This is a genomic window from Pseudogemmobacter sp. W21_MBD1_M6 (assembly GCF_052119585.1).
Taxonomy (GTDB): domain Bacteria; phylum Pseudomonadota; class Alphaproteobacteria; order Rhodobacterales; family Rhodobacteraceae; genus JBGQOJ01.
The window spans coordinates 23,356-42,871 of sequence record NZ_JBGQOJ010000021.1 but is presented as its reverse complement, the minus strand read 5'-3'; the positions used below and the strand labels follow the sequence as shown (position 1 = coordinate 42,871).

The following is a 19,516-nucleotide window of genomic DNA, read 5'->3' as shown; positions in this document are numbered from 1 at the left end:
TGGGCTGCGATACCACCGATGCGGTTCCTGGCGCCTTGTTGGCCCGCCTACACCCCGTAATAGGCGCGATACCACGTGACAAACTGCCGGACGCCATCGCGGAATTCGGTGTGCGGGCGATAGCCGGTCAGGGTCTGCAACAGGTCTGCATTGGCCCATGTCGCGGGCACATCGCCCTTTTGCATCTCCATATAATTGCGGATCGCGGGTTTGCCGATCTCGGCCTCGATCGCCTCGATGAAGTCCATCAGACGCACCTTGTCAGAGTTTCCGATATTGACCACGCGGTAGGGGGCCACGGGCGACAGGCTGTCACCGGCGGGAATATCTGCGGGTGTTTCGGGGCGGACGGGGGCCGCGTCGATCAGCAGGCGGATGCCACGCACAAGATCCTCGACATAGGTAAAATCGCGGAACATGTCGCCATGATTGTAGATGTCGATCGGGGTGCCATCAAGGATGCCCTTGGTGAATTTGAACAGCGCCATATCGGGGCGCCCCCACGGCCCGTAAACCGTGAAAAACCGGAACATGGTTGTCGGAAGGTTCCACAGATGGGCGTAGGAATGGCCCATCGCCTCGGCGGCCTTTTTCGTTGCGGCATAGATGGTCAGCGGCGTGTCGGCCTTTTCCGTCTCGATGAATGGCATCACCTCGTTGGCGCCATAAACGGACGAGGTCGAGGCCATCAACAAATGCCGCACCTTCAGTTTGCGCGCCGCCTCCATCACGTTGAATGTGCCGACGATATTGCTGTCAATATAGGCGCGGGGGTTTTCCAGGCTGTAGCGCACACCGGCTTGTGCCGCGAGATGGACAATCACATCGGGCTGGAATTCCTCGGCGGCGCGCCACAGGGTCTCGTTGTCTTCCAGCTGTGCAATGGTGGCGGTAAAGCCTTCGTTTTGCAGCAACATCTGGTGGCGGCGTTCCTTTAGCGTCACGTCGTAATAGTCGGACATGCCATCAAACCCGTGAACGCGAAAGCCCTCGGCAAGCAAGAGCTTGGCAAGGTGAAAGCCGATAAAGCCCGCCGTTCCCGTGATCAACACCCGTGTCATATCAAACCTGCCGTCCTGCAAAAAAGGGGGTAAGCACCTTTCGCAGGTGCCCGCCGGTGTTGGTCATTCGTGTCAGTCTGCGGCCCGCGTGAACCCCGATTGGCCGACGCCGATATAGGCATCAAAACCCGCCGATTTGACATCTTTCGCAGCGTAGATATTGCGTAGATCGGCCATGCGGGGGGTCGCCATCTTTTTCGCCAACCGCTTCAGATCCAATGCGCGGAATTCGTTCCATTCTGTCAGGATCACCAGAATGTCGGCATTCTGCGCCGCCTTATAGGCATCGTCGGACCAATGAACGCCGGGCAGAAGGGCCTCTCCCTCGCGCTTGCCTTGCGGGTCCACCACGCGCACCTTCGCGCCGCCGCCGACAAGGGCGGGCACGATGGTCAGGGATGGCGCGTCGCGCATGTCGTCGGTGTTGGGTTTGAAGGTCACGCCCAGAACGGCGATCGTCTTGCCGTTCACCGAGCCGTCGCACAGATCCATGATCTTGTCGATCATCCGGCGCTTGATCGCCTCGTTGACCTTGATGACCGTCTCGGTGATCTGCATTGGCACCGCATGTTCCTGCCCGATCCGCGCCAGCGCCTGCGTGTCTTTCGGAAAGCAGGACCCGCCATAGCCGGGGCCGGCGTGCAGGAATTTGTTGCCGATCCGCCCGTCAAGGCCAAGGCCCTTGGACACTTGTTTCACATCCGCGCCGACCTTTTCGCACAGCGCTGCGATTTCATTGATAAAGGTGATTTTGGTCGCCAGAAATGCGTTGGCTGCGTATTTGATCATCTCGGCGCTTTCCAGATCGGTGTAGACCACCGGAAAGTCGCGCAAGAACAGCGGGCGATAGATGTCGCCCATCAGATCTGCCGCGCGGTCTGTCTGAATGCCGACAACCACGCGATCCGGTCGCATGAAGTCGTCGATGGCCGCGCCCTCGCGCAGGAATTCCGGGTTCGAGGCAACGTCGAAATCCGCCTGGGGGTTGGCCTTGCGGATGATCTGCTTGACCTGACGGTTGGTGCCAAGCGGCACGGTGGATTTGGTCACAACGACAGTATATCCGGTCAGCGAGGCGGCAATTTCCTCGGCTGCGGCATAGACGAATGTCAGGTCCGCATGCCCGTCGCCGCGCCGTGTCGGCGTGCCCACGGCGATGAATACTGCGTCGGCCTCTGCCACGGCGGCGGCCAGATCGCCGGTGAACGACAGGCGCCCCGCCGCCACGTTTTTCGCCATGAGGTCCTGCAAACCCGGCTCATAGATCGGAACCTCTCCCTGCTCCAGCATCGCAATTTTCTGGGGGTTCTTGTCGACGCAGATCACGTCATGGCCGAAGTCAGAAAAACAGACCCCTGAAACAAGCCCCACGTAACCTGTTCCAATCATTGCAATCTTCATAATTCACGTCCCGCTGTCCGAAGGAAAATAATTAACAAACCAAGGTGTATTTTGATCGGGATATAAAAGCCCGGACATCCCTGATCCGCAGGGGATACCAAGGGCAGGCGGTCAAGCCAATATGTTTGTTCTGTCCGGTCAGGTAAAAAGGCCACCCTGAACGAGCGTGCGGAGTTGCATCGGCGGTCGGGTGTGGCGCATTAGGCATTCGGGGCGAAAATGGGCCGTGCGGACGTCGGACATCCCGCCTCAACTGCGCCCGTATTTATCCTCGAACCGCACAATATCATCCTCACCCAGATAGCTGCCCGACTGCACCTCGATCAGTTCCAGCGGGATCTTTCCGGGGTTTTCCAGTGCGTGGATTTCACCCAGCGGGATATACGTCGACTGGTTCTCTGCCAGCAGGATCGTCTCGTCGCCCCGCGTCACCCGTGCGCAGCCACGCACTACGATCCAGTGCTCGGCGCGGTGGTGGTGTTTTTGCACCGACAATTTCGCGCCGGGGTTCACCGTTATGCGTTTGACCTGATAGCGCTCGCCGATGTCGATGCAATCGTATTTGCCCCAGGGGCGGTAGACCTCGCGGTGATGGTCCAGTTCGGGGCGGTCCTGCGCGGTCATCTGCGCGATCAGGCCCTTTATCTCGGCCACCCGGTCTTTGGGGGCGACGAACACGGTGTCTTTGGTCTCGACCACGACCATATCCGTCAGGCCGACTGCGGCCACCAGACGGCTGCCCGCATTGATGTAATTGCCCGACCCGTTCAGGCTAAGCACATCGCCGATTTCGCAATTCCCGTCGCTGTTCTTGTCAGACGCATCCCACAACGCGGCCCAGGACCCGATATCGCTCCACCCCGCATCCAGCGGCACAACGACCGAGGCGCTGGTTTTTTCCATCACGGCATAGTCGATGGATTCCTCGGGGCAGGCCAGAAACGCCGCCTCATCGAAGCGAAGGAAATGCAGGTCGCTTTCCTTGCCGGCATAGGCCGCGCGGCAGGCGGTCAGGATGTCGGGGCGAAACGACTCCAGCTCTGCCAGATAGCGGCCGGCGCGGAACAGGAAAATACCGCTGTTCCAATAGTGCCCGCCCTTGGCGATATAGGCTTCGGCGGTGGCAAGATCGGGCTTTTCGACAAAGGCATCGACCTTGAACGCATGGCTGTCAGGAACCGCTGCGCCCCGACGGATATAGCCATACCCGGTTTCGGGGCGGGATGGCGTGATCCCGAAGGTCACAAGCTGATCCTTCAGGGCCAAGGGCAGGGCGGACCCGACCGCCGCCGCAAAGGCATCCGCATCGTTGATCTTATGATCCGCAGGCATCACCAGCAGGACCGGATTGCTGCCCTTCGACACGGCCTCTAGCGCGGCCAGTGCAATGGCCGGTGCCGTGTTTCGCCCCGCAGGCTCCAGCAGGATCAACGCCTTGTCCTGCCCGATCTGGCGCATTTGTTCGGCGGCCAGAAACCGCGTTTCCTCGTTGCAGATCACAAATGGCGACGTGCAGGGCAGGGTGCCGATCCGCGCCACCGTTTCCTGCAACATGGTCGTGGTGCCGTCGAGGCTGAGATATTGCTTGGCATAGTGTTTACGCGACAGCGGCCAAAGCCGCGTGCCGGAGCCCCCCGCAAGAATGACAGGCAAAAGGCTGGTCGTGGTCCCGCAGGGCGGCATGGTCACTTGGTTAACCTCTTACCTTGTCGTGATAGCCGGTGGACCGGCCATGGAATGATAAGTACTTCTTTCCAAGGGAAAACTTAACATCAGATTAACGTTGTTGGACCCAATGCCAAGCACGATGGTCTTATGATCCGGGGGCATCCGCCGTTTCACCGAATGTGAATACGATGTCACCCTTCAATAACCCCAGCGCAACCTCGGCCACCTTCTGCACGTTTGCTTCGGCGTCATAGTTGGCGGCCAACCCGAAATACCCCTTGTCGATCATTCCTTCGTGGGACCGTGCGAACAACGCGCCTGCGTCTTTTTCCAGTGCGGCATGGTCAATGCCCGCGTCGGCAATCGCGGCAAGATCAATCCCGTCCTGATATTTATAGATGCCCGGCAGGGATTGATACCACGCGGCACCGAACACAACGGCAGGGCGACCTTTGCGAATGGCCTCCCAGCCGGCTGTGCCTGTAACCGTCGCCACAAGCCGCGCGTTTTCTGTCAGTGCGGCGGTGTTCGCGCTGGATGGTAAAAACCGCACCGAGCGGATGCGGGACATGCGGTGAAAGAACATCGGGCCCCGCGCAAAGGCGCCCTGCTTGGGGTTCTCTTTGACGTAGATTTCCCATCCCTCGGGCAGGTCTCTGGCCAGGGTTTCGATCATCAACACCTGGTCCCGATACCGACCGCCAAGCGAAGATGTCGTCATCTCTGGTTGCAGGTGCAAAGGGACATAGATGTAGGGTTTGGACAGATCGAATTCGGTCTTTTCGAACTCTGCCAGATGTTCAAAATATGCCAGTTCATTCGTGTGGAAAAACCTGGCGAACGGATCGCGCCAGTCGGGCAGGTCTTTGTAAATGCGGTCAATCCGGCGCAATGTCTTCGCGATGTACACCGGGTCGAGCAATTTCAATGGCTGACGCCTGACAACATAGGTCAGAAAGCTGGCCACGGCGCGCGCCGTAATCCGGCCCCGCGCGCTTTCTTTTTGCCAGGCGTTGTTCATATAGAAAAGCTCTGTTCCGGCTCCCTTTTCAATCGGGAATGGCGCGGCGTCCATGCCGGATGGATCAAAACATCCGAAATCCTCGATGCGGGGGGTGGAAAAGAACGTGTCCGGGAAAAACTGGCTGAGAATGACGGTCTTCACCCCCAATGACCGCGCGACGTCATACATGATGCTGTCATAGGCAAGATGGGGGACGTCGAAAAACAACGCGTGGGTGATGCCTTCGTCTATGATTTTACGGGCAAAAACATCGCTTAGAATGTGATAATAGTCGATGTAATCCTGTATGTTCTGCAAGTTGTGCGATCGGTAGCGATAGGTCGAAGAGCTGCGCTGCAACTGATCAATAGCGGTTTCCAGTAGCCGCTGAAAGCCGGGCGACGCGATAAGCGCAAGATTGGCACCGGTCTGCGCGTCACCGTCCATGATGTGGCCGCGCGTACCCTTGCGCACCTCCATGCGGGGGATGCATGGCGCTTCGAAGTCGGCGTCTGTATCGCCCATATGCAGGCCAAGCTGCACATCCGGCCCGGCCAATTCCAGCAGGCGGTCAAGGAAGCGTTTTCTGTATCCACCGCGGGCATCGCATAGCAATCGTATCGACATGGCAGGGTCCGGGCTTTCTTCGCAATTCACACAGGGCACCGTAACGGGTGCGCATTTGTGTAGCACCTAGCCCCATCCGGGCGCCATGGCGAAGATTTTCCATCACCTGGCTGTATTTCGGCGGAAGAGCGTGTCATATATTTTTCACTATGGTAAATCCGATCCGGTTTGTCCTACGAAGGGTCAATGCCTGCGTTTGAAAAGAAGAAGATTACTGATGTTCGAAAATTCCACCATTCTCGTTACCGGCGGCACAGGGTCGTTCGGCAACAAATTTGTGCCCATGACTCTGGAAAAGTATAAACCAAAGAAAATCATCATCTTCTCGCGTGACGAGATGAAGCAATGGGAAATGGCCAAGAAGTTCCAGAACGAGGACCGCGTCCGCTTTTTCATCGGCGATGTGCGCGACCGTGACCGTCTTTACCGCGCGCTGGACGGCGTTGATTACGTTGTGCATGCGGCGGCCACAAAGATTGTGCCTACGGCGGAATACAATCCGTTCGAATGCGTGAAAACCAATGTGATCGGCGCGATGAACCTGATCGACGCCTGCATCGACAAGGGCGTCAAAAGGGTCATCGCCCTGTCGACGGACAAGGCTTCCAGCCCGATCAACCTTTACGGCGCGACCAAGCTGACGTCCGACAAGCTGTTCGTTGCGGGCAATTCTTATGCTGGCGAACATGGCACACGGTTCGGCGTCGTGCGGTATGGCAATGTCATGGGGTCGCGCGGGTCGGTCATCCCGTTTTTCATGTCCCTGCGAGAGACCGGCGTGCTACCGATTACCGATGATCGCATGACCCGCTTCATGATTTCGCTCGACGAGGGTGTGGAACTGGTCTGGCATGCGTTCGAGGATATGGAAGGTGGCGAGATCTATGTGAAAAAGATCCCGTCGATGAAAGTGACCGACATCGCGCGGGTGGTGGCCCCCGAGGCCAGGCAGGACGTTGTGGGCATCCGTCCGGGCGAAAAGCTGCACGAGCAAATGGTCGGATTCGAGGATGCGCCGTTCACCTATGAATATGATGAACATTTCAAAATTCTTCCGGCGATCAACAATTGGGCCACAAGCCCGAAGCGGATCAAGAACGGGCGCAAGGTGGCCGAAGATTTCACCTATGCAAGCGACACCAACCCCGAATGGATGGATGACGCCGCGCTAGAGGCGTGGATCGAGGATCACCGCGCGAATATCGGGACAATCTGATGATCCCTTACGGTCGACAGGACATTACGCAGGCCGACATCGACGCGGTCGCTGCGGTTTTGCGTTCGGATTTCCTGACGCAGGGACCGGCCGTTCCACGGTTCGAGGCGGCCGTCGCGGCCAAAGTGGGGGTGGCCCATGCGGTCGCCGTCAACAGCGCGACCTCGGCGCTGCATATTGCCTGCGTCGCGCTTGACCTTGGGCCGGGTGATCTTTTGTGGACCACGCCGGTCACCTTCGTCGCCTCTGCAAACTGCGCGCTTTATTGCGGTGCCGATGTGGATTTCGTCGATATCGACCCCAGAACCTACAACATGTCGGTCGCCCGGCTAGAGGAAAAGCTGATCGCGGCCAAGACCGCAGGCCGTTTGCCCAAGATCGTCGTTCCCGTCCATCTTTGCGGGCAATCCTGCGACATGGCCGCCATTGGTGCGTTGGCCCAAAAATACGGCTTCAAGGTGATCGAAGACGCCTCGCACGCGATCGGCGGCTCTTACAAGGGCGCACCGGTCGGAGCCTGTCAGTATAGTGACATCACCGTGTTCAGTTTCCATCCGGTCAAGATCATCACAACCGCCGAAGGCGGAATGGCGATGACCCGGAACGCCGAACTGGCGAACCGCATGGCGCGCCTGCGCAGCCACGGCATCACCCGCGATCCGTCAGAGATGACGCAGGCACCGGATGGCCCGTGGTATTACCAGCAGACAGAGCTGGGCTGGAACTACCGCATGACCGATTTGCACGCGGCCCTCGGGTGCAGTCAGCTTGACCGGCTGGAGACCTACGTCGACCGGCGTCACCAGATTGCGGCGCGGTACAACACGGCGCTTGCCGGTCTTGCGCTGGATGTGCCGTGGCAGCAACCCGACACAAGATCCGCACTGCATCTATATGTCATCTGCCTGACGGATTCGACCAGGCACAGGGCCGCCTTTGACGGTCTGCGCCAGCGTGGCATAGGCGTGAACCTGCACTACATCCCGGTTCACCTTCAGCCCCACTACCGCAAACGCGGCTTCGGCCCCGGCGACTTTCCAGAGGCAGAGCGCTATTATTCACGTGCGATCAGCATCCCGATGTATCCGACAATGACAGACGCCGATCAGGACGAGGTCGTAAATATAGTTCGGGAGGTTGTTTAGGTTCGCGCCCGACGGCAGTCTGCATGTCGACATATTTTCCCGCGATCAAAGCCTTTGAATAGACTCAAGGGTGCGTTGATCCCGTCGGTGTCAGACGTGCCCCATCGGTGAAGGTGGCCAAGCGACAGCTTTTGCCAGAGCGTTGAAACGCCGTTGTCAAAGCGGAAAGATCTGAAACTTTTTGCATAAAAGCGCAGAGTTGAAATAATATGGTCGTAAACACATGAACACCCGCATAGCACTTGGATCGGCCAGCTTCGGGATGCCTTACGGCATATCAAATACATCCGGTCGCGTGTCCGAGGCCGCCGTTGCGCAAATCCTTGCGGTTGCGCGGGCGCAGCAAATCGACACCATCGACACCGCGATTGCCTATGGTGACAGCGAAGACACGCTGGGGCGGGTCGGGGTTGGTGGCTGGAACCTGATTTCCAAAGTGGGCGGCGTTCCGGCAGAGGTTGACGATGTGGCGTCATGGATGCGGGGCATGGTCAAAGGCAGCTTGTCGCGCCTGAATGTGCCAAAGCTTCACGGGCTTTTGCTGCACGATCCCGAGCAGCTGACCGGCCCAAAGGGGCAAGACATCGCCGATGCCCTGAAGGTGCTGCAATCCGAAGGGTTGACCGACAAGATCGGTTATTCGATCTATGATCCGAACCGGCTTCCGGCCTTCCTTCAGGTGTGCCGGCCCGACATTGTGCAGGCTCCGTTCAGCATCCTGGACCGGCGCATCGTCGCGTCCGGTTGGGCGAAAACCCTAAAGGACAGCGGCGCCGAGGTGCACACAAGGTCGGCGTTCCTTCAGGGCCTGTTGCTGATGACGCCGCAGGATCGCCCGCCAAAATTTGCCCCGTGGTCTGTGATCTGGGACGAATGGAGCCGTTGGCTGGAAGAGACCGATCTTTCCGCGCTAGAGGCCTGTCTGAGGTTCGTATCGATGCACGATGTGATTGACCGGATCGTTGTGGGTGTGGACAAGGCCGCGCAACTCGCGCAAATCTTGCAGATGTCCGACGCGCCATTGCCCTCGTTGCCGAACTGGCCGGACGCGGGCGATATGGATATCCGGCTTATCAACCCTTCGCATTGGAACTCGCTGTGAAAACTGTTGCTCTTGTTCAGGCCCGTATGGGGTCGTCCCGTCTTCCGGGAAAGGTGATGCGGCGTGTTGGCGGCATTGCGATGATCGAACTGGTCCTGCGTCGCCTGTCGCGCACAACCGAGATTGACGAAATCATTGTGGCCACCTCGGATGATCCCAACAACCGCCCGCTGATTGCGCATGTTCAATCCCTTGGGTTTGGCGTGGAAACCGGAAGCGAAACCGATGTTCTGGACCGCTTTCATCGGGCGGCAAAGGCGCGCGGCGCGGATGTCGTTGTGCGGATCACTGCGGATTGTCCGCTGGTGGATCCGGCGATCGTGGACCGGATGGTGCGGGACTATAAGGCGCTTGGCGTCGATTACCTGTCGAATACCGCGCCGCCGTCTTTCCCCGATGGTCTGGACGTCGAGGTGTTCAGCTTTGCCGCGCTTGACCGCGCCTCGCGCGAGACGAACAGTGCCTACGACCGCGAGCATGTCACGCCCTACCTGCGCGGCGAAGGTTTCCGCACGGCGGGCATAACAAACGCGCAGGATCTTTCCCATCTGCGATGGACCGTGGACGAGGCGACAGATCTTGACGTTATCCGCAAAGTCTACGACCAGTTCCTGCCGGATATCCATTTCACATGGACCGATGTTCTGGACCTTCAGGACACCAAACCAGAGCTGTTTGCCGGCAATGCCGCCATCGCTCGTAACGAAGGAGCGACTATGGGCCGTGGTCAGAAGCTTTGGAAAAGAGCCAAGCAGATTATTCCGGGCGGAAACATGCTTTTGTCCAAAAGGTCGGAAATGTTCCTGCCGGACCAGTGGCCCGCCTATTTTAGCCGTTCAAAAGGCTGCACCGTCTGGGATCTGGACGGTCGCGAACTGACCGACATGAGCCTGATGGGCATCGGCAGCAACATTCTGGGCTATGGTCACCCCGAGGTGGACGATGCCGTGCGCGCCGTGATCGATGCGGGCAACATGAGCACCCTCAACTGCCCCGAAGAGGTCGCCCTTGCCGAACGCCTGATCACCCTTGATCCCTGGGCCGATATGGTGCGGTTCGCCCGTTCCGGAGGAGAGGCCAACGCGATTGCCATCCGCATCGCCCGCGCAGCCTCTGGCCGTGACGGGGTGGCTGTTTGTGGCTATCACGGCTGGCATGACTGGTATCTTTCGGCCAATCTGGGCGATGACGACAGCCTTGCCGGGCATCTTCTGCCGGGCCTTAGCCCCGAGGGTGTGCCAAAGGCACTGCGCGGCTGTGTGCATCCGTTCAACTACAACGACTTTGCGGCACTGGAGGCCATTGTGGCCAAAGGAACCGTCGGAGTGATCAAGATGGAAGTCGTGCGCAACGCCGAGCCGGAGGATAATTTCCTTCAGCGCGTGCGCGATCTGGCCACCAGGAACAACATCGTTCTTGTCTTTGATGAATGCACATCCGGGTTCCGCGAAACCTTTGGTGGATTGCACAAGAAATACGGGGTCGAACCCGACATGGCCGTCTATGGCAAGACCCTTGGAAACGGCTATGCGATCACCGCCGTCGTCGGGCGTCGCGCCGTGATGGAGGCAGCGCAATCGACCTTTATCAGCTCTACCTTCTGGACAGAGCGCATCGGGCCGTCGGCCGCATTGAAGGCGCTGGAGGTCATGGAACGCGAAAAGCCATGGGAGACAATTACGGCCATCGGCACGGACATCCGCCGCCGCTGGCAGGCGTTAGCAGATAAACACAGCCTGACGATCACCCATTCGGGTCTGGCGTCGCTGGCAAACTTCGCATTCAAAAGCGAAAAGGCCCTAGCCTATAAAACGCTATTGACGCAGGAAATGCTGGAAAAAGGCTATCTGGCGGGAACAAGCGTTTACGCCTGCACCGCGCATACGCCTGACGTGGTTGAAACCTATTTCGACCAACTCGATCCGGTTTTTGGCCTGATCCGCGAATGTGAGGACGGGCGCGATGTGATGACGATGCTTAAAGGGCCGATCTGTCACGGGGGCTTCAAGAGGATCAATTGATACAGGGGGCGACCATCTGTTTTCGCTGCGATGCATCTGTCGAGATCGGCACCGGGCACGTCATGCGTTGCCTGACTCTGGCGGATGCGGTGCGACAGGCGGGGGCGCACTGTCATTTCCTGTGCCGTGATCTGCCCGGCAATCTGATCGACGCCATTTCGGCCCGTGGGTTCAGGGTGCATATATTGCCGTCCTCGGGTGCGGACGAGGTCACGCCGACGGGCGACCTTGCCCATGCCGCGTGGTTGGGTGTCAGTTGGCAAACCGACGCGTCAGAATGCGCCGGCATTCTGACGCAGTTGCAGCCTGACTGGTTAATCGTTGATCACTACGCCCTTGATGCCCGCTGGGAAAAGGCGGTTTTGCCCGACGGCGCAAGACTGATGGTGATAGATGATCTGGCCGACAGGGCGCACATCTGCGATCTTTTGCTGGACCAGAATCTGGGGCGCAAGGCGGCGGATTATGACGGTCTGGTGCCTGCGCATTGCATCCGTCTTATCGGACCTGCCTACGCTTTGTTGCGTCCTGAATTCGCTTGGGCGAGAGAGGCAAGCCTTGCGCGGCGCAACGATGCCCGGTTGGATCATATCCTTGTATCCATGGGCGGAATCGACAAGGACGACGCGACCTCTCAGGTCTTGGCGGCGTTGGCGGCAAGCCCCTTGCCGCAGGCCTGCCGCATCACCGTCGTCATGGGCCGCAACGCCCCCTGGCTGGACAGGGTCCGGCAGGTGGCCCGGTCGATGCCCCGACCGACCGGGGTCGTGGTCGAGGTGGCCGATATGGCATCCCTGATGGCAAGCGCCGATCTGGCGATTGGCGGGGCGGGCGGCACATCGTGGGAAAGATGCTGTCTTGGCCTGCCCAGCCTGTTGCTGGTGCTGGCGGACAACCAAGCCCCCGCCGCGCGGGCAATGGAGGACGCAAAGGCCGCCGTCCTGTTGGGGGACATTCGCGCCGACGGGTGGCAGGACCGGCTTTGTGACGCGATTGCGCGCCTGTCGTCGCCGGTCGGGCTGGAACCACTGACCCGCGCCTCGATTGAACTGGTCGACGGGCGCGGTGCCCTGAAAGCCTGCCGGAACATCATGGTGCCTGCCATCTTTGCGCGACGCGCAACCGCGCAAGACGCCGAGCGCATCTTTGACTGGCGCACAGCAGGCGACGCCGCGCGCTACTACAGGAATGCCGGCACGCCGAAGTTCCCGGATCACCTTGCCTGGTTGACGGCCGCATTGACCGACGAGCGCCGCATTTTGCTGATCCTGCAAACGGAAGATGCGCCCGTGGCCCATGTCAGGTTCGACAGGCTCAAGGACGATCATGACGCCGCATCGGTCGGCATCTGCATCTCTCCAGACTGGCGGGGCAAAGGGCTGGGGCCGTCCATTCTTTGCGCGGCATTATCCTATGCCAGAGGCGAAGGCATATCGCGGTTCGACGCAGAGGTGCATCTTGCCAATAGTGCTTCGTTGAAGCTGTTCGAGCGTTGCGGGTTCGAAATGCTGTCCCAAGACACGGATTTCCGGCGTTACGGGCTAACAAGATAACGAATTGTCTTTTAAAGTATGCGCAGACCGCTTTGCGACAGATGGAAGAATAGTGAAATGGAACTACAGATTGCCGGACGCAAGATCGGCGCTGATCACGCGCCCTATGTCATTGCGGAACTGTCCGCCAACCATAACGGCAATTTTCAGACGGCATTGCGCCTGATCGAGGCGGCACAGCGCACCGGCGCTGACGCGGTCAAGATCCAGACCTATCGCCCCGATACCATCACGCTGGACAGCGATGCGGCAGAGTTTCGGATAAACGACGGTCTTTGGGCGGGGCGCACCCTGTTTGAGCTGTATGAGGAGGCGCACACCCCCTGGGACTGGCACAAGCCGATGTTCGAACATGCAAGATCGCTTGGCATCACGATGTTCTCGTCGCCCTTCGATGCGACGGCGGTTGATCTGCTCGAAGACCTCAACGCGCCCGCCTACAAGATCGCCTCGTTCGAGGCGGTGGACCTGCCGCTGATCCGCTATGTGGCCGCCACGGGAAAACCGATGATCATTTCCACCGGCATGGCCGACGCCGAGGAAATCGGCGAGGCGATCCAGGCGGCCCGCGACGGCGGCTGCAAGGAACTGGCGATCCTGCATTGCGTCAGCGGCTATCCCGCGCCGGCGGGCGATTACAACCTGCGCACAATCCCCGACATGGCCCGGCGTTTCGGCGTTGTGACCGGCCTGTCCGACCACACGCTGGACAATACCACCGCAATCGCCAGCGTGGCCCTTGGCGCGGCCATCATCGAGAAACACTTCACCCTTGACCGAAGTGGCGGCGGGCCGGACGACAGCTTTTCACTGGAACCGGCCGAGTTCACCCAACTGTGCGAGGGCGCGCGCACTGCGTGGGACGCCATCGGTCAGGTGGACTATGGCCGCAAGTCAAGCGAGCTGGGAAATATCAAGTTCCGGCGGTCGCTGTATTTTATAAAAGACCTGCCCGCCGGTTCGATCATCACGCCCGACGCGGTGCGCAGCGTTCGCCCGGGCTATGGCGCGGCACCCAAGTTTCTGGACCAGATCATCGGCAAGCGGGTGACGGCGGATACACGGGCGAATACGCCAGTCGTGCTTGCCGACCTGAAGGACATAAATGCCTGACATGACGCAGTATGAAGGCGCTATCACCTACGCCCTGACAAAAAGCGGACTGGATGCCGTTTTGCGGACGGACGCGCCGGAAAGCTGGGCCGCCGTCTGGGCGGCTTTGCCCTACCGGCCTGTGTTAGGCGGCGCGGCCAGTCTTGACTATCAATATGCATATTTCCGTGGTGCGGGATGGTCCATGGCTGACATCAGTCTTGTGCTAAAGCTGGATGGAAAACCCTGCGGGCTGTGGCCGCTTTCGCTTGGCGGACCTGCCGGAAACATCCACCTCTCAAGTGTCGGCGCCCCGGTTGCACCGCCGGTTTTTGTATCCGGCCTTTCCCCGAAATCCATCAAGAGAATTATATCAAAGGCCATCTTGATGCTGAAACAGCTTGGGCTTTTGATCGAAAACCCCTTGGTAATGGCGGAAGAGTTCCACCCGCCCGCGCCAGATCAATTCGGGGCGACGCTTTGGCATCAGCAGCTTCTTGCGAACGGGGCGACGGTCGGTCTCAAGCATGATCTGTATGTCGAACTTGGCCCGGATCTGGCCGACATACGCCTGAATTTCCGCAAAAGCTATCGACCGTTGATCAATGCCGGACTGCGGGAATGGTCTGTTTTCAAGATGGATCAGACCAACGCCAGCACGGATGTGTGGCACGCGTTTCGGCAGGCTCATTTCGAGGCCGCAGGCGGGCGCGCCACCCGTGCCGAGGCAACATGGGATCTGCAATATCAGATGGTGCTGTCCGGTGATGCGTTCCTTGTCGGGCTGCGCAATCCGTCGGATCAGCGGTTTGTCGGCGGCGGGTTCTTCCAGTTCACCCGCGACGAGGGCGTCTATGCTGTCGGGGCCTATGACCGCACGCTATTCGACAAACCCCTTGGCCACGTCGTGCAGATGACCGCCATCGAGGAAATGAAGGCGCGCGGTATCCGGATTTACCGGATCGGGGAACGTGCCTTTCCGCAGGATATTCCGGCGCAAACCGATAAGGAAGTTGCGATCGGGTTCTTCAAGGAAGGCTTTGCCAGCCACATGACATGCAGAACGGTTTTCACCCTGCCGGTCGTGATCTGACATCACATTCGATCCAATCCGCCGGATGCGGCCTGATTTGCTCTCGTCTGGCGCACAATCGCACCTCGTCCTTCCTTGCCTGCCCCCACATTCTGTGGCACACCGGATATTGACCGAAACTAGACGAACGAGTTTAGTCCATGACCGACTATCAAAACCGACGCACTGTTATGGTGGACACTCAGGTCCGCCCTTCTGATGTGACCAAATTCCCGATTATCGAGGCGATGCTGGCCGTCCCGCGCGAGGCCTATGTGCCTGCGGCAAAGCGTGAAGCGGCCTATGTGGGCGAAAATATCGCCCTTGGCCGGAACCGTGTGCTGCTGGAACCCAGAACGCTGGCCAAGATGCTGGATGCGCTGGATATTCAGCCGGACGAACTGGTGCTTGATCTGGGGTGCGCCTACGGATACTCGACCGCCGTTATCGCGCGACTGGCGCAGGCCGTCGTCGCCGTGGAAGAGGACGAGGGGATGGCCGCCGATGCCCAGCAGACCCTGTCCGAAAATGCGGTCGACAATGCGGCTGTCATGCAGGGTGCAATGACAGCGGGCAATGCGAAGAACGGCCCCTATGATGTAATCGTCGTGCAAGGCGCGGTCGAGCAGGTGCCGCAGGCGCTGTTGGATCAGTTGAAAGACGGCGGTCGGATCGGCTGCATTTTCATGGAAGGAGCCCTTGGAATTTGCCGGATAGGGTATAAGATCGACGGAAATGTGACCTGGCGCTTTGCCTTTAACGCAAGCGCGCCTGTCGTGCCCGGATTTGAACGGGAACGTGCCTTTGTTTTGTGATATCATTGAATTTTGATAAGCCATCTGCATCGATCCAGACGGGGGAAGTCGGAAAAATGGAAATTTCTTTGAAAAAGTATTTGGGAGTCGCCGCTGCCGCTGCGCTCTTGCTGACTGCACCTTTAGCGCGTGCCGAAACACTGACCGATGCGTTGATCGGGGCCTATAACAACAGTGGCCTGCTTGAACAGAACCGCGCCTTGTTGCGCGTCGCTGACGAGGATGTCGCGATTGCGATGTCGGCCTTGCGTCCGATCATCAGCTATTCGGTCGGCGCAGGGTATCGCACCCCCACCCAGACCGATGACTGGTCCAGCACCGCCGCTTTGTCGGCGGAACTGACAATCTATGACGCCGGTGCCTCGCGTCTGGCGATCGACGCGGCGAAGGAAACCGTGCTGGGAACCCGTGAACAGTTGGTCAGCGTCGAGCAAAACGTTCTTCTGCGCGCCGTGAACGCCTATATGAGCGTTCGTCGCGACACGGAAATCGTGGACCTGCGCCAGAACAACGTCCGCGTCATCACCCAGGCTCTTCGCGCGGCCCGTGATCGGTTCGAAGTGGGCGAAGTGACCCGCACCGATGTTGCCATCGCCGAATCCAGCCTGGCCGCTGCCCGCAGCGGTCTGTCGTCCGCACAGGGCGCTTTGGCGCAGTCCCGTGCGGAATATCGTGCCGCGGTTGGTCGTGCGCCCGGCCAGCTGGCCTCGCCGCCCGCCCGTCCGAACACGGCGAAATCCCTTGATGCCGCCACGGCCGCCGCCGTTCGCATGCACCCCGATATCCTTGCCGCCCAACGTCAGGTTACGGTGTCGGAGCTGAACATCCTGCGCGCCAGAACCGCGATGCAGCCCAAGGGCACCATCGGCGCAAGCGTTTCTGTCGATGACAACCGCGACACGACAAAGTCGCTGCAACTGACGCTGTCCGGCCCGATCTATCAGGGCGGGCGTCTGTCGGCGCTGACCCGTCAGGCGATGGCACGTCGCGATTCTACGCGTGCGGCGCTTTTGCTGACCAGTGTGAATGTCGCCCAGAATGTCGCCAACGCATGGGCCGGTCTTGATGTGTCGCGCTCTGTCCTCAGCGCCAGCAACGAGCAGGTCTCCTCGGCGCGCCTCGCCTATCGCGGCGTCAGCGAAGAGGCGACGCTCGGGGCACGCACGACCTTGGACGTGCTGAATGCGGAGCAAGACGTGCTCGACGCCGAAGGCTCGCGTATTTCTGCGATCACGGATCAATATGTCGCGACCTATCAACTGCTGGCCTCAATGGGTCTGCTGACGGTCAATCATCTGGGGCTGGGGATCAAGACCTACGATCCTGCCGCATATTATAACCTTGTGAAGAACGCTCCGGCGATCAGCATGCAAGGGGCCCAGCTTGATCGCGTTCTGCGCGGTTTGGGGAAAAAATAGATTTCCCGCAATCGGTTGTTAGAATCCTCAAGCGCGGTTAAACTGCGTTTGAGGAACGAGCGGGAAGCACAAATGTCCGAGCCAGTCAGCAATGCAGAGATAGAGGATGTCCTGTCCTCGATCCGTCGTCTTGTCTCTGAAGAGGACAAGAAATTCCGGGTTCCCCCGCACAATGAGTCGCTCGGAATGGACAAGCTGGTTCTGACCCCGGCCCTGCGAATCGCCAAACCGCAGTCGCAGGAACCCGAACCGCCCGTTGCGGACGAGGCGGGTCTTGTCATCGAAGATGATCTTCTGTTGAAGGATCTGGAACGCCGCGCTTGGGCCGATGGCGCCTGGGCCGATGCAAAGCAGGACGAGGCCGGGCAGGACGAGGTCACTGCCGCCGAAACCCCTGAGCCACAGCAGACGCCCGAACCCATGGTCACGCTAGAGGCAAAGATCGCAGAGCTTGAGGCCGCGATCAGTGAAACCAGCGGCGACTGGGAGCCGAACGGCGACGAAGAGCCAACCTCGATTTACCACGATTGGGAAGACGCAGATCACCCCGACGAAGAGCCCTCGATCATGGCCGAGCAAGACTTCAAAGAGGTCGAGGCGACCGCCGACTTTGACGACATCGCCGCAGACGAAGACGATGTGGCCATTGGCGGCCTTGGTCTTGGCCCCGAAGACGCCGTGCTGGACGAGGATATGCTGCGTGATCTGGTGTCGGAAATCGTGCGTCAGGAACTTCAGGGCGCCTTGGGAGAGCGGATCACCCGCAACGTCCGCAAGCTGGTGCGCCGCGAAATCCAGCGGGCGCTGGCCGTCAAAGACTTCGAATAGCCGCGGGCGCGACGTCGCCCGCAAGGGCGTATAGCGCATCCAGATCCATATGTGTTTCCAGATGTGTGGCCAACGCGTCCAGAACCGCCTCGACATCCGCCGCATAGGTCAACCCGCTGCTTTCGCCTCCCAGTTCCGCCAGATAGGCGGCGCGGAACGCGTCGGACGTGAACAACCCGTGCAGATAGCAGCCCCTGACCAACCCGTCGGCGGATGCGGCCCCTTCGGATCGCCCCTCGACCTGCAACCAGGCCCGCGCGCGGTCGGGGCCATCGGTCTGCCCGATGTGGATCTCGTACCCCTGCACCGCATCACCGGTCGGCAGGTATAGCGCCTTGGTCAGTGCCAACCGCTTCTCCGGCTTCATCTCGGTCACGACATCCAGCAGGCCCAGCCCTTCGTGCCGTCCCGCCTGTCCTTCGATCCCGTCCTCGTCGATGATCGCCGTGCCCAGCATCTGATAGCCGCCGCAAATTCCCAGAACATGACCGCCGCGCCGCACATGCGCCTTCAGGTCGATGTCCCAGCCCTGCGCGCGGAAAAACTGCAAATCCGCGATGGTTGACTTGGTTCCGGGGATCAGAACCAGCGCCGCATCGCCGGGCAGGGGGCGCCCCGCCTCGACAATCTCGACCGTCACGCCGGGTTCGGACGACAAAGGGTCCAGGTCGTCGAAATTCGCAATGCGGTTCAGTCTGGGCACCGCAATCTTAAGCGCGCCGCCTTTGGTGCCGGCAATATCCATCACATCCTCTGCGGGCAGGCGCCAGGCATCGGCGAACCACGGCACAACCCCCAACGAGCTCCAGCCGGTGCGCGTCGCGATCTCAGCCAGTCCCGCGTCGAACAGGGATGGATCGCCGCGAAACTTGTTGACCACAAAGGCCTTGATCCGCGCTTCGTCCTCCGCTGGTAAAACCGCCTGTGTTCCAACGATCTGCGCGATCACACCGCCGCGATCAATGTCACCGACCAGAACCACCGGAACGCCCGCCGCCTCGGCAAAGCCCATATTGGCAATATCGCCGTCGCGCAGGTTGATCTCGGCGGGGCTTCCGGCGCCCTCAATAATCACCAGATCACACGTTGCGGCCAAGCGGTGAAAGCTTTCCAGGACAGGCGCCATCAACGAGGGCTTCAACGCGGCATAGTCACGGGCCTTGACCGTGGCGATCCGTTTGCCCTGCACGATCACCTGCGCGCCGACCTCGCTTTCAGGCTTCAGCAGCACAGGATTCATATCGGTCAGCGGCGCCACACCCGCCGCCAGCGCCTGCAACGCCTGTGCGCGGCCGATTTCGCCGCCATCCAGCGTTACGGCTGCATTGTTCGACATGTTCTGCGGCTTGAAGGGCATCACGCGCAACCCGCGGCGCAGGAACGCGCGCGCCAGGCCGGCCACGATCATCGACTTTCCGACGTTGGAACCCGCGCCCTGAATCATGATTGCTTTTGTCATCGCCGCCCACCCCCGCATGTCCGCCTGTTATGCAG

General features: G+C 59.8%; 15 protein-coding genes. 10 read left to right on the top strand and 5 right to left on the bottom strand.

Features of this window, described 5'->3' with window-relative positions; translation table 11 throughout:
* Positions 1-47: 47 nt before the first annotated feature.
* The 4 genes from ACEN2R_RS16615 to ACEN2R_RS16600 all read right to left on the bottom strand — a co-directional run bounded on the left by ACEN2R_RS16615 (position 48) and on the right by ACEN2R_RS16600 (position 5,760).
* The gene (locus ACEN2R_RS16615; protein ID WP_442043802.1) at positions 48-1,061 is read right to left on the bottom strand and encodes an SDR family NAD(P)-dependent oxidoreductase; all 1,014 of its coding nucleotides are present in this window, start codon (positions 1,059-1,061) and stop codon (positions 48-50) included.
* A gap of 72 nt (positions 1,062-1,133) precedes the next feature.
* Positions 1,134-2,462: a UDP-glucose dehydrogenase family protein gene (locus ACEN2R_RS16610; RefSeq protein WP_442043801.1), complete on the bottom strand. Its 1,329-nt coding sequence runs from the start codon at positions 2,460-2,462 to the stop codon at positions 1,134-1,136.
* 249 nt (positions 2,463-2,711) lie between these two features.
* Positions 2,712-4,145, bottom strand: a complete 1,434-nt coding sequence (locus ACEN2R_RS16605; protein WP_442043817.1) for a mannose-1-phosphate guanylyltransferase/mannose-6-phosphate isomerase — start codon at positions 4,143-4,145, stop codon at positions 2,712-2,714.
* A 130-nt stretch (positions 4,146-4,275) separates the two neighbouring features.
* Positions 4,276-5,760: a capsular polysaccharide export protein, LipB/KpsS family gene (locus tag ACEN2R_RS16600; protein ID WP_442043800.1), complete on the bottom strand. Its 1,485-nt coding sequence runs from the start codon at positions 5,758-5,760 to the stop codon at positions 4,276-4,278.
* 217 nt (positions 5,761-5,977) lie between these two features.
* On the opposite strand from ACEN2R_RS16600, the gene pseB reads away from it, so the two are divergent.
* The 10 genes from pseB (at position 5,978) to ACEN2R_RS16550 (ending at position 18,022) form a co-directional block, all read left to right on the top strand.
* The gene (gene pseB, locus ACEN2R_RS16595) at positions 5,978-6,976 is read left to right on the top strand and encodes a UDP-N-acetylglucosamine 4,6-dehydratase (inverting) (RefSeq protein WP_442043799.1); all 999 of its coding nucleotides are present in this window, start codon (positions 5,978-5,980) and stop codon (positions 6,974-6,976) included.
* Positions 6,976-8,121, top strand: coding sequence for a UDP-4-amino-4,6-dideoxy-N-acetyl-beta-L-altrosamine transaminase (gene pseC, locus ACEN2R_RS16590; protein ID WP_442043798.1), 1,146 nt, complete (start codon positions 6,976-6,978; stop codon positions 8,119-8,121). Before pseB ends, pseC begins: the two co-directional genes overlap by 1 nt.
* A gap of 223 nt (positions 8,122-8,344) precedes the next feature.
* Positions 8,345-9,223: an aldo/keto reductase gene (locus ACEN2R_RS16585; RefSeq protein WP_442043797.1), complete on the top strand. Its 879-nt coding sequence runs from the start codon at positions 8,345-8,347 to the stop codon at positions 9,221-9,223.
* A complete protein-coding gene (locus ACEN2R_RS16580) occupies positions 9,220-11,244 on the top strand; it encodes an aminotransferase class III-fold pyridoxal phosphate-dependent enzyme (RefSeq protein ID WP_442043796.1) in 2,025 nt (674 codons plus the stop codon). The genes ACEN2R_RS16585 and ACEN2R_RS16580 overlap by 4 nt, the downstream gene beginning before the upstream one ends.
* Complete coding sequence (pseG, locus tag ACEN2R_RS16575; protein ID WP_442043795.1) at positions 11,241-12,797, top strand: UDP-2,4-diacetamido-2,4,6-trideoxy-beta-L-altropyranose hydrolase; 1,557 nt, start codon at positions 11,241-11,243, stop codon at positions 12,795-12,797. Before ACEN2R_RS16580 ends, pseG begins: the two co-directional genes overlap by 4 nt.
* A gap of 57 nt (positions 12,798-12,854) precedes the next feature.
* Positions 12,855-13,910, top strand: a complete 1,056-nt coding sequence (gene pseI, locus ACEN2R_RS16570; RefSeq protein WP_442043794.1) for a pseudaminic acid synthase — start codon at positions 12,855-12,857, stop codon at positions 13,908-13,910.
* The gene (locus ACEN2R_RS16565; RefSeq protein ID WP_442043793.1) at positions 13,903-14,982 is read left to right on the top strand and encodes a FemAB family protein; all 1,080 of its coding nucleotides are present in this window, start codon (positions 13,903-13,905) and stop codon (positions 14,980-14,982) included. Before pseI ends, ACEN2R_RS16565 begins: the two co-directional genes overlap by 8 nt.
* Positions 14,983-15,122: 140 nt before the next feature.
* Positions 15,123-15,776 carry a protein-L-isoaspartate O-methyltransferase family protein gene (locus ACEN2R_RS16560; protein ID WP_442043792.1) on the top strand — a complete coding sequence of 218 codons (654 nt, stop codon included), beginning with the start codon at positions 15,123-15,125 and terminating at the stop codon, positions 15,774-15,776.
* Between the two features lie 56 nt (positions 15,777-15,832).
* Positions 15,833-17,194 (top strand): TolC family outer membrane protein, encoded by a 1,362-nt coding sequence (locus ACEN2R_RS16555; RefSeq protein ID WP_442043791.1) that lies wholly within the window; start codon positions 15,833-15,835, stop codon positions 17,192-17,194.
* Between the two features lie 72 nt (positions 17,195-17,266).
* Complete coding sequence (locus ACEN2R_RS16550; RefSeq protein ID WP_442043790.1) at positions 17,267-18,022, top strand: hypothetical protein; 756 nt, start codon at positions 17,267-17,269, stop codon at positions 18,020-18,022.
* On the opposite strand, the gene ACEN2R_RS16545 is transcribed toward ACEN2R_RS16550, so the two are convergent.
* Positions 18,006-19,481 carry a cobyric acid synthase gene (locus ACEN2R_RS16545; protein ID WP_442043789.1) on the bottom strand — a complete coding sequence of 492 codons (1,476 nt, stop codon included), beginning with the start codon at positions 19,479-19,481 and terminating at the stop codon, positions 18,006-18,008. The two genes, ACEN2R_RS16550 and ACEN2R_RS16545, sit on opposite strands and share 17 nt — an antisense overlap.
* Positions 19,482-19,516: the final 35 nt, after the last annotated feature.

Bases quoted from the DNA above. Each gene is read 5' to 3' on its own strand.
- ACEN2R_RS16615 (WP_442043802.1), bottom strand. From the start codon at position 1,061: ATGACACGGGTGTTGATCACGGGAACGGCGGGCTTTATCGGCTTTCAC.
- ACEN2R_RS16610 (WP_442043801.1), bottom strand. From the start codon at position 2,462: ATGAAGATTGCAATGATTGGAACAGGTTACGTGGGGCTTGTTTCAGGG.
- ACEN2R_RS16605 (WP_442043817.1), bottom strand. From the start codon at position 4,145: ATGCCGCCCTGCGGGACCACGACCAGCCTTTTGCCTGTCATTCTTGCG.
- ACEN2R_RS16600 (WP_442043800.1), bottom strand. From the start codon at position 5,760: ATGTCGATACGATTGCTATGCGATGCCCGCGGTGGATACAGAAAACGC.
- pseB (WP_442043799.1), top strand. From the start codon at position 5,978: ATGTTCGAAAATTCCACCATTCTCGTTACCGGCGGCACAGGGTCGTTC.
- pseC (WP_442043798.1), top strand. From the start codon at position 6,976: ATGATCCCTTACGGTCGACAGGACATTACGCAGGCCGACATCGACGCG.
- ACEN2R_RS16585 (WP_442043797.1), top strand. From the start codon at position 8,345: ATGAACACCCGCATAGCACTTGGATCGGCCAGCTTCGGGATGCCTTAC.
- pseI (WP_442043794.1), top strand. From the start codon at position 12,855: ATGGAACTACAGATTGCCGGACGCAAGATCGGCGCTGATCACGCGCCC.
- ACEN2R_RS16565 (WP_442043793.1), top strand. From the start codon at position 13,903: ATGCCTGACATGACGCAGTATGAAGGCGCTATCACCTACGCCCTGACA.
- ACEN2R_RS16560 (WP_442043792.1), top strand. From the start codon at position 15,123: ATGACCGACTATCAAAACCGACGCACTGTTATGGTGGACACTCAGGTC.
- ACEN2R_RS16555 (WP_442043791.1), top strand. From the start codon at position 15,833: ATGGAAATTTCTTTGAAAAAGTATTTGGGAGTCGCCGCTGCCGCTGCG.
- ACEN2R_RS16550 (WP_442043790.1), top strand. From the start codon at position 17,267: ATGTCCGAGCCAGTCAGCAATGCAGAGATAGAGGATGTCCTGTCCTCG.
- ACEN2R_RS16545 (WP_442043789.1), bottom strand. From the start codon at position 19,481: ATGACAAAAGCAATCATGATTCAGGGCGCGGGTTCCAACGTCGGAAAG.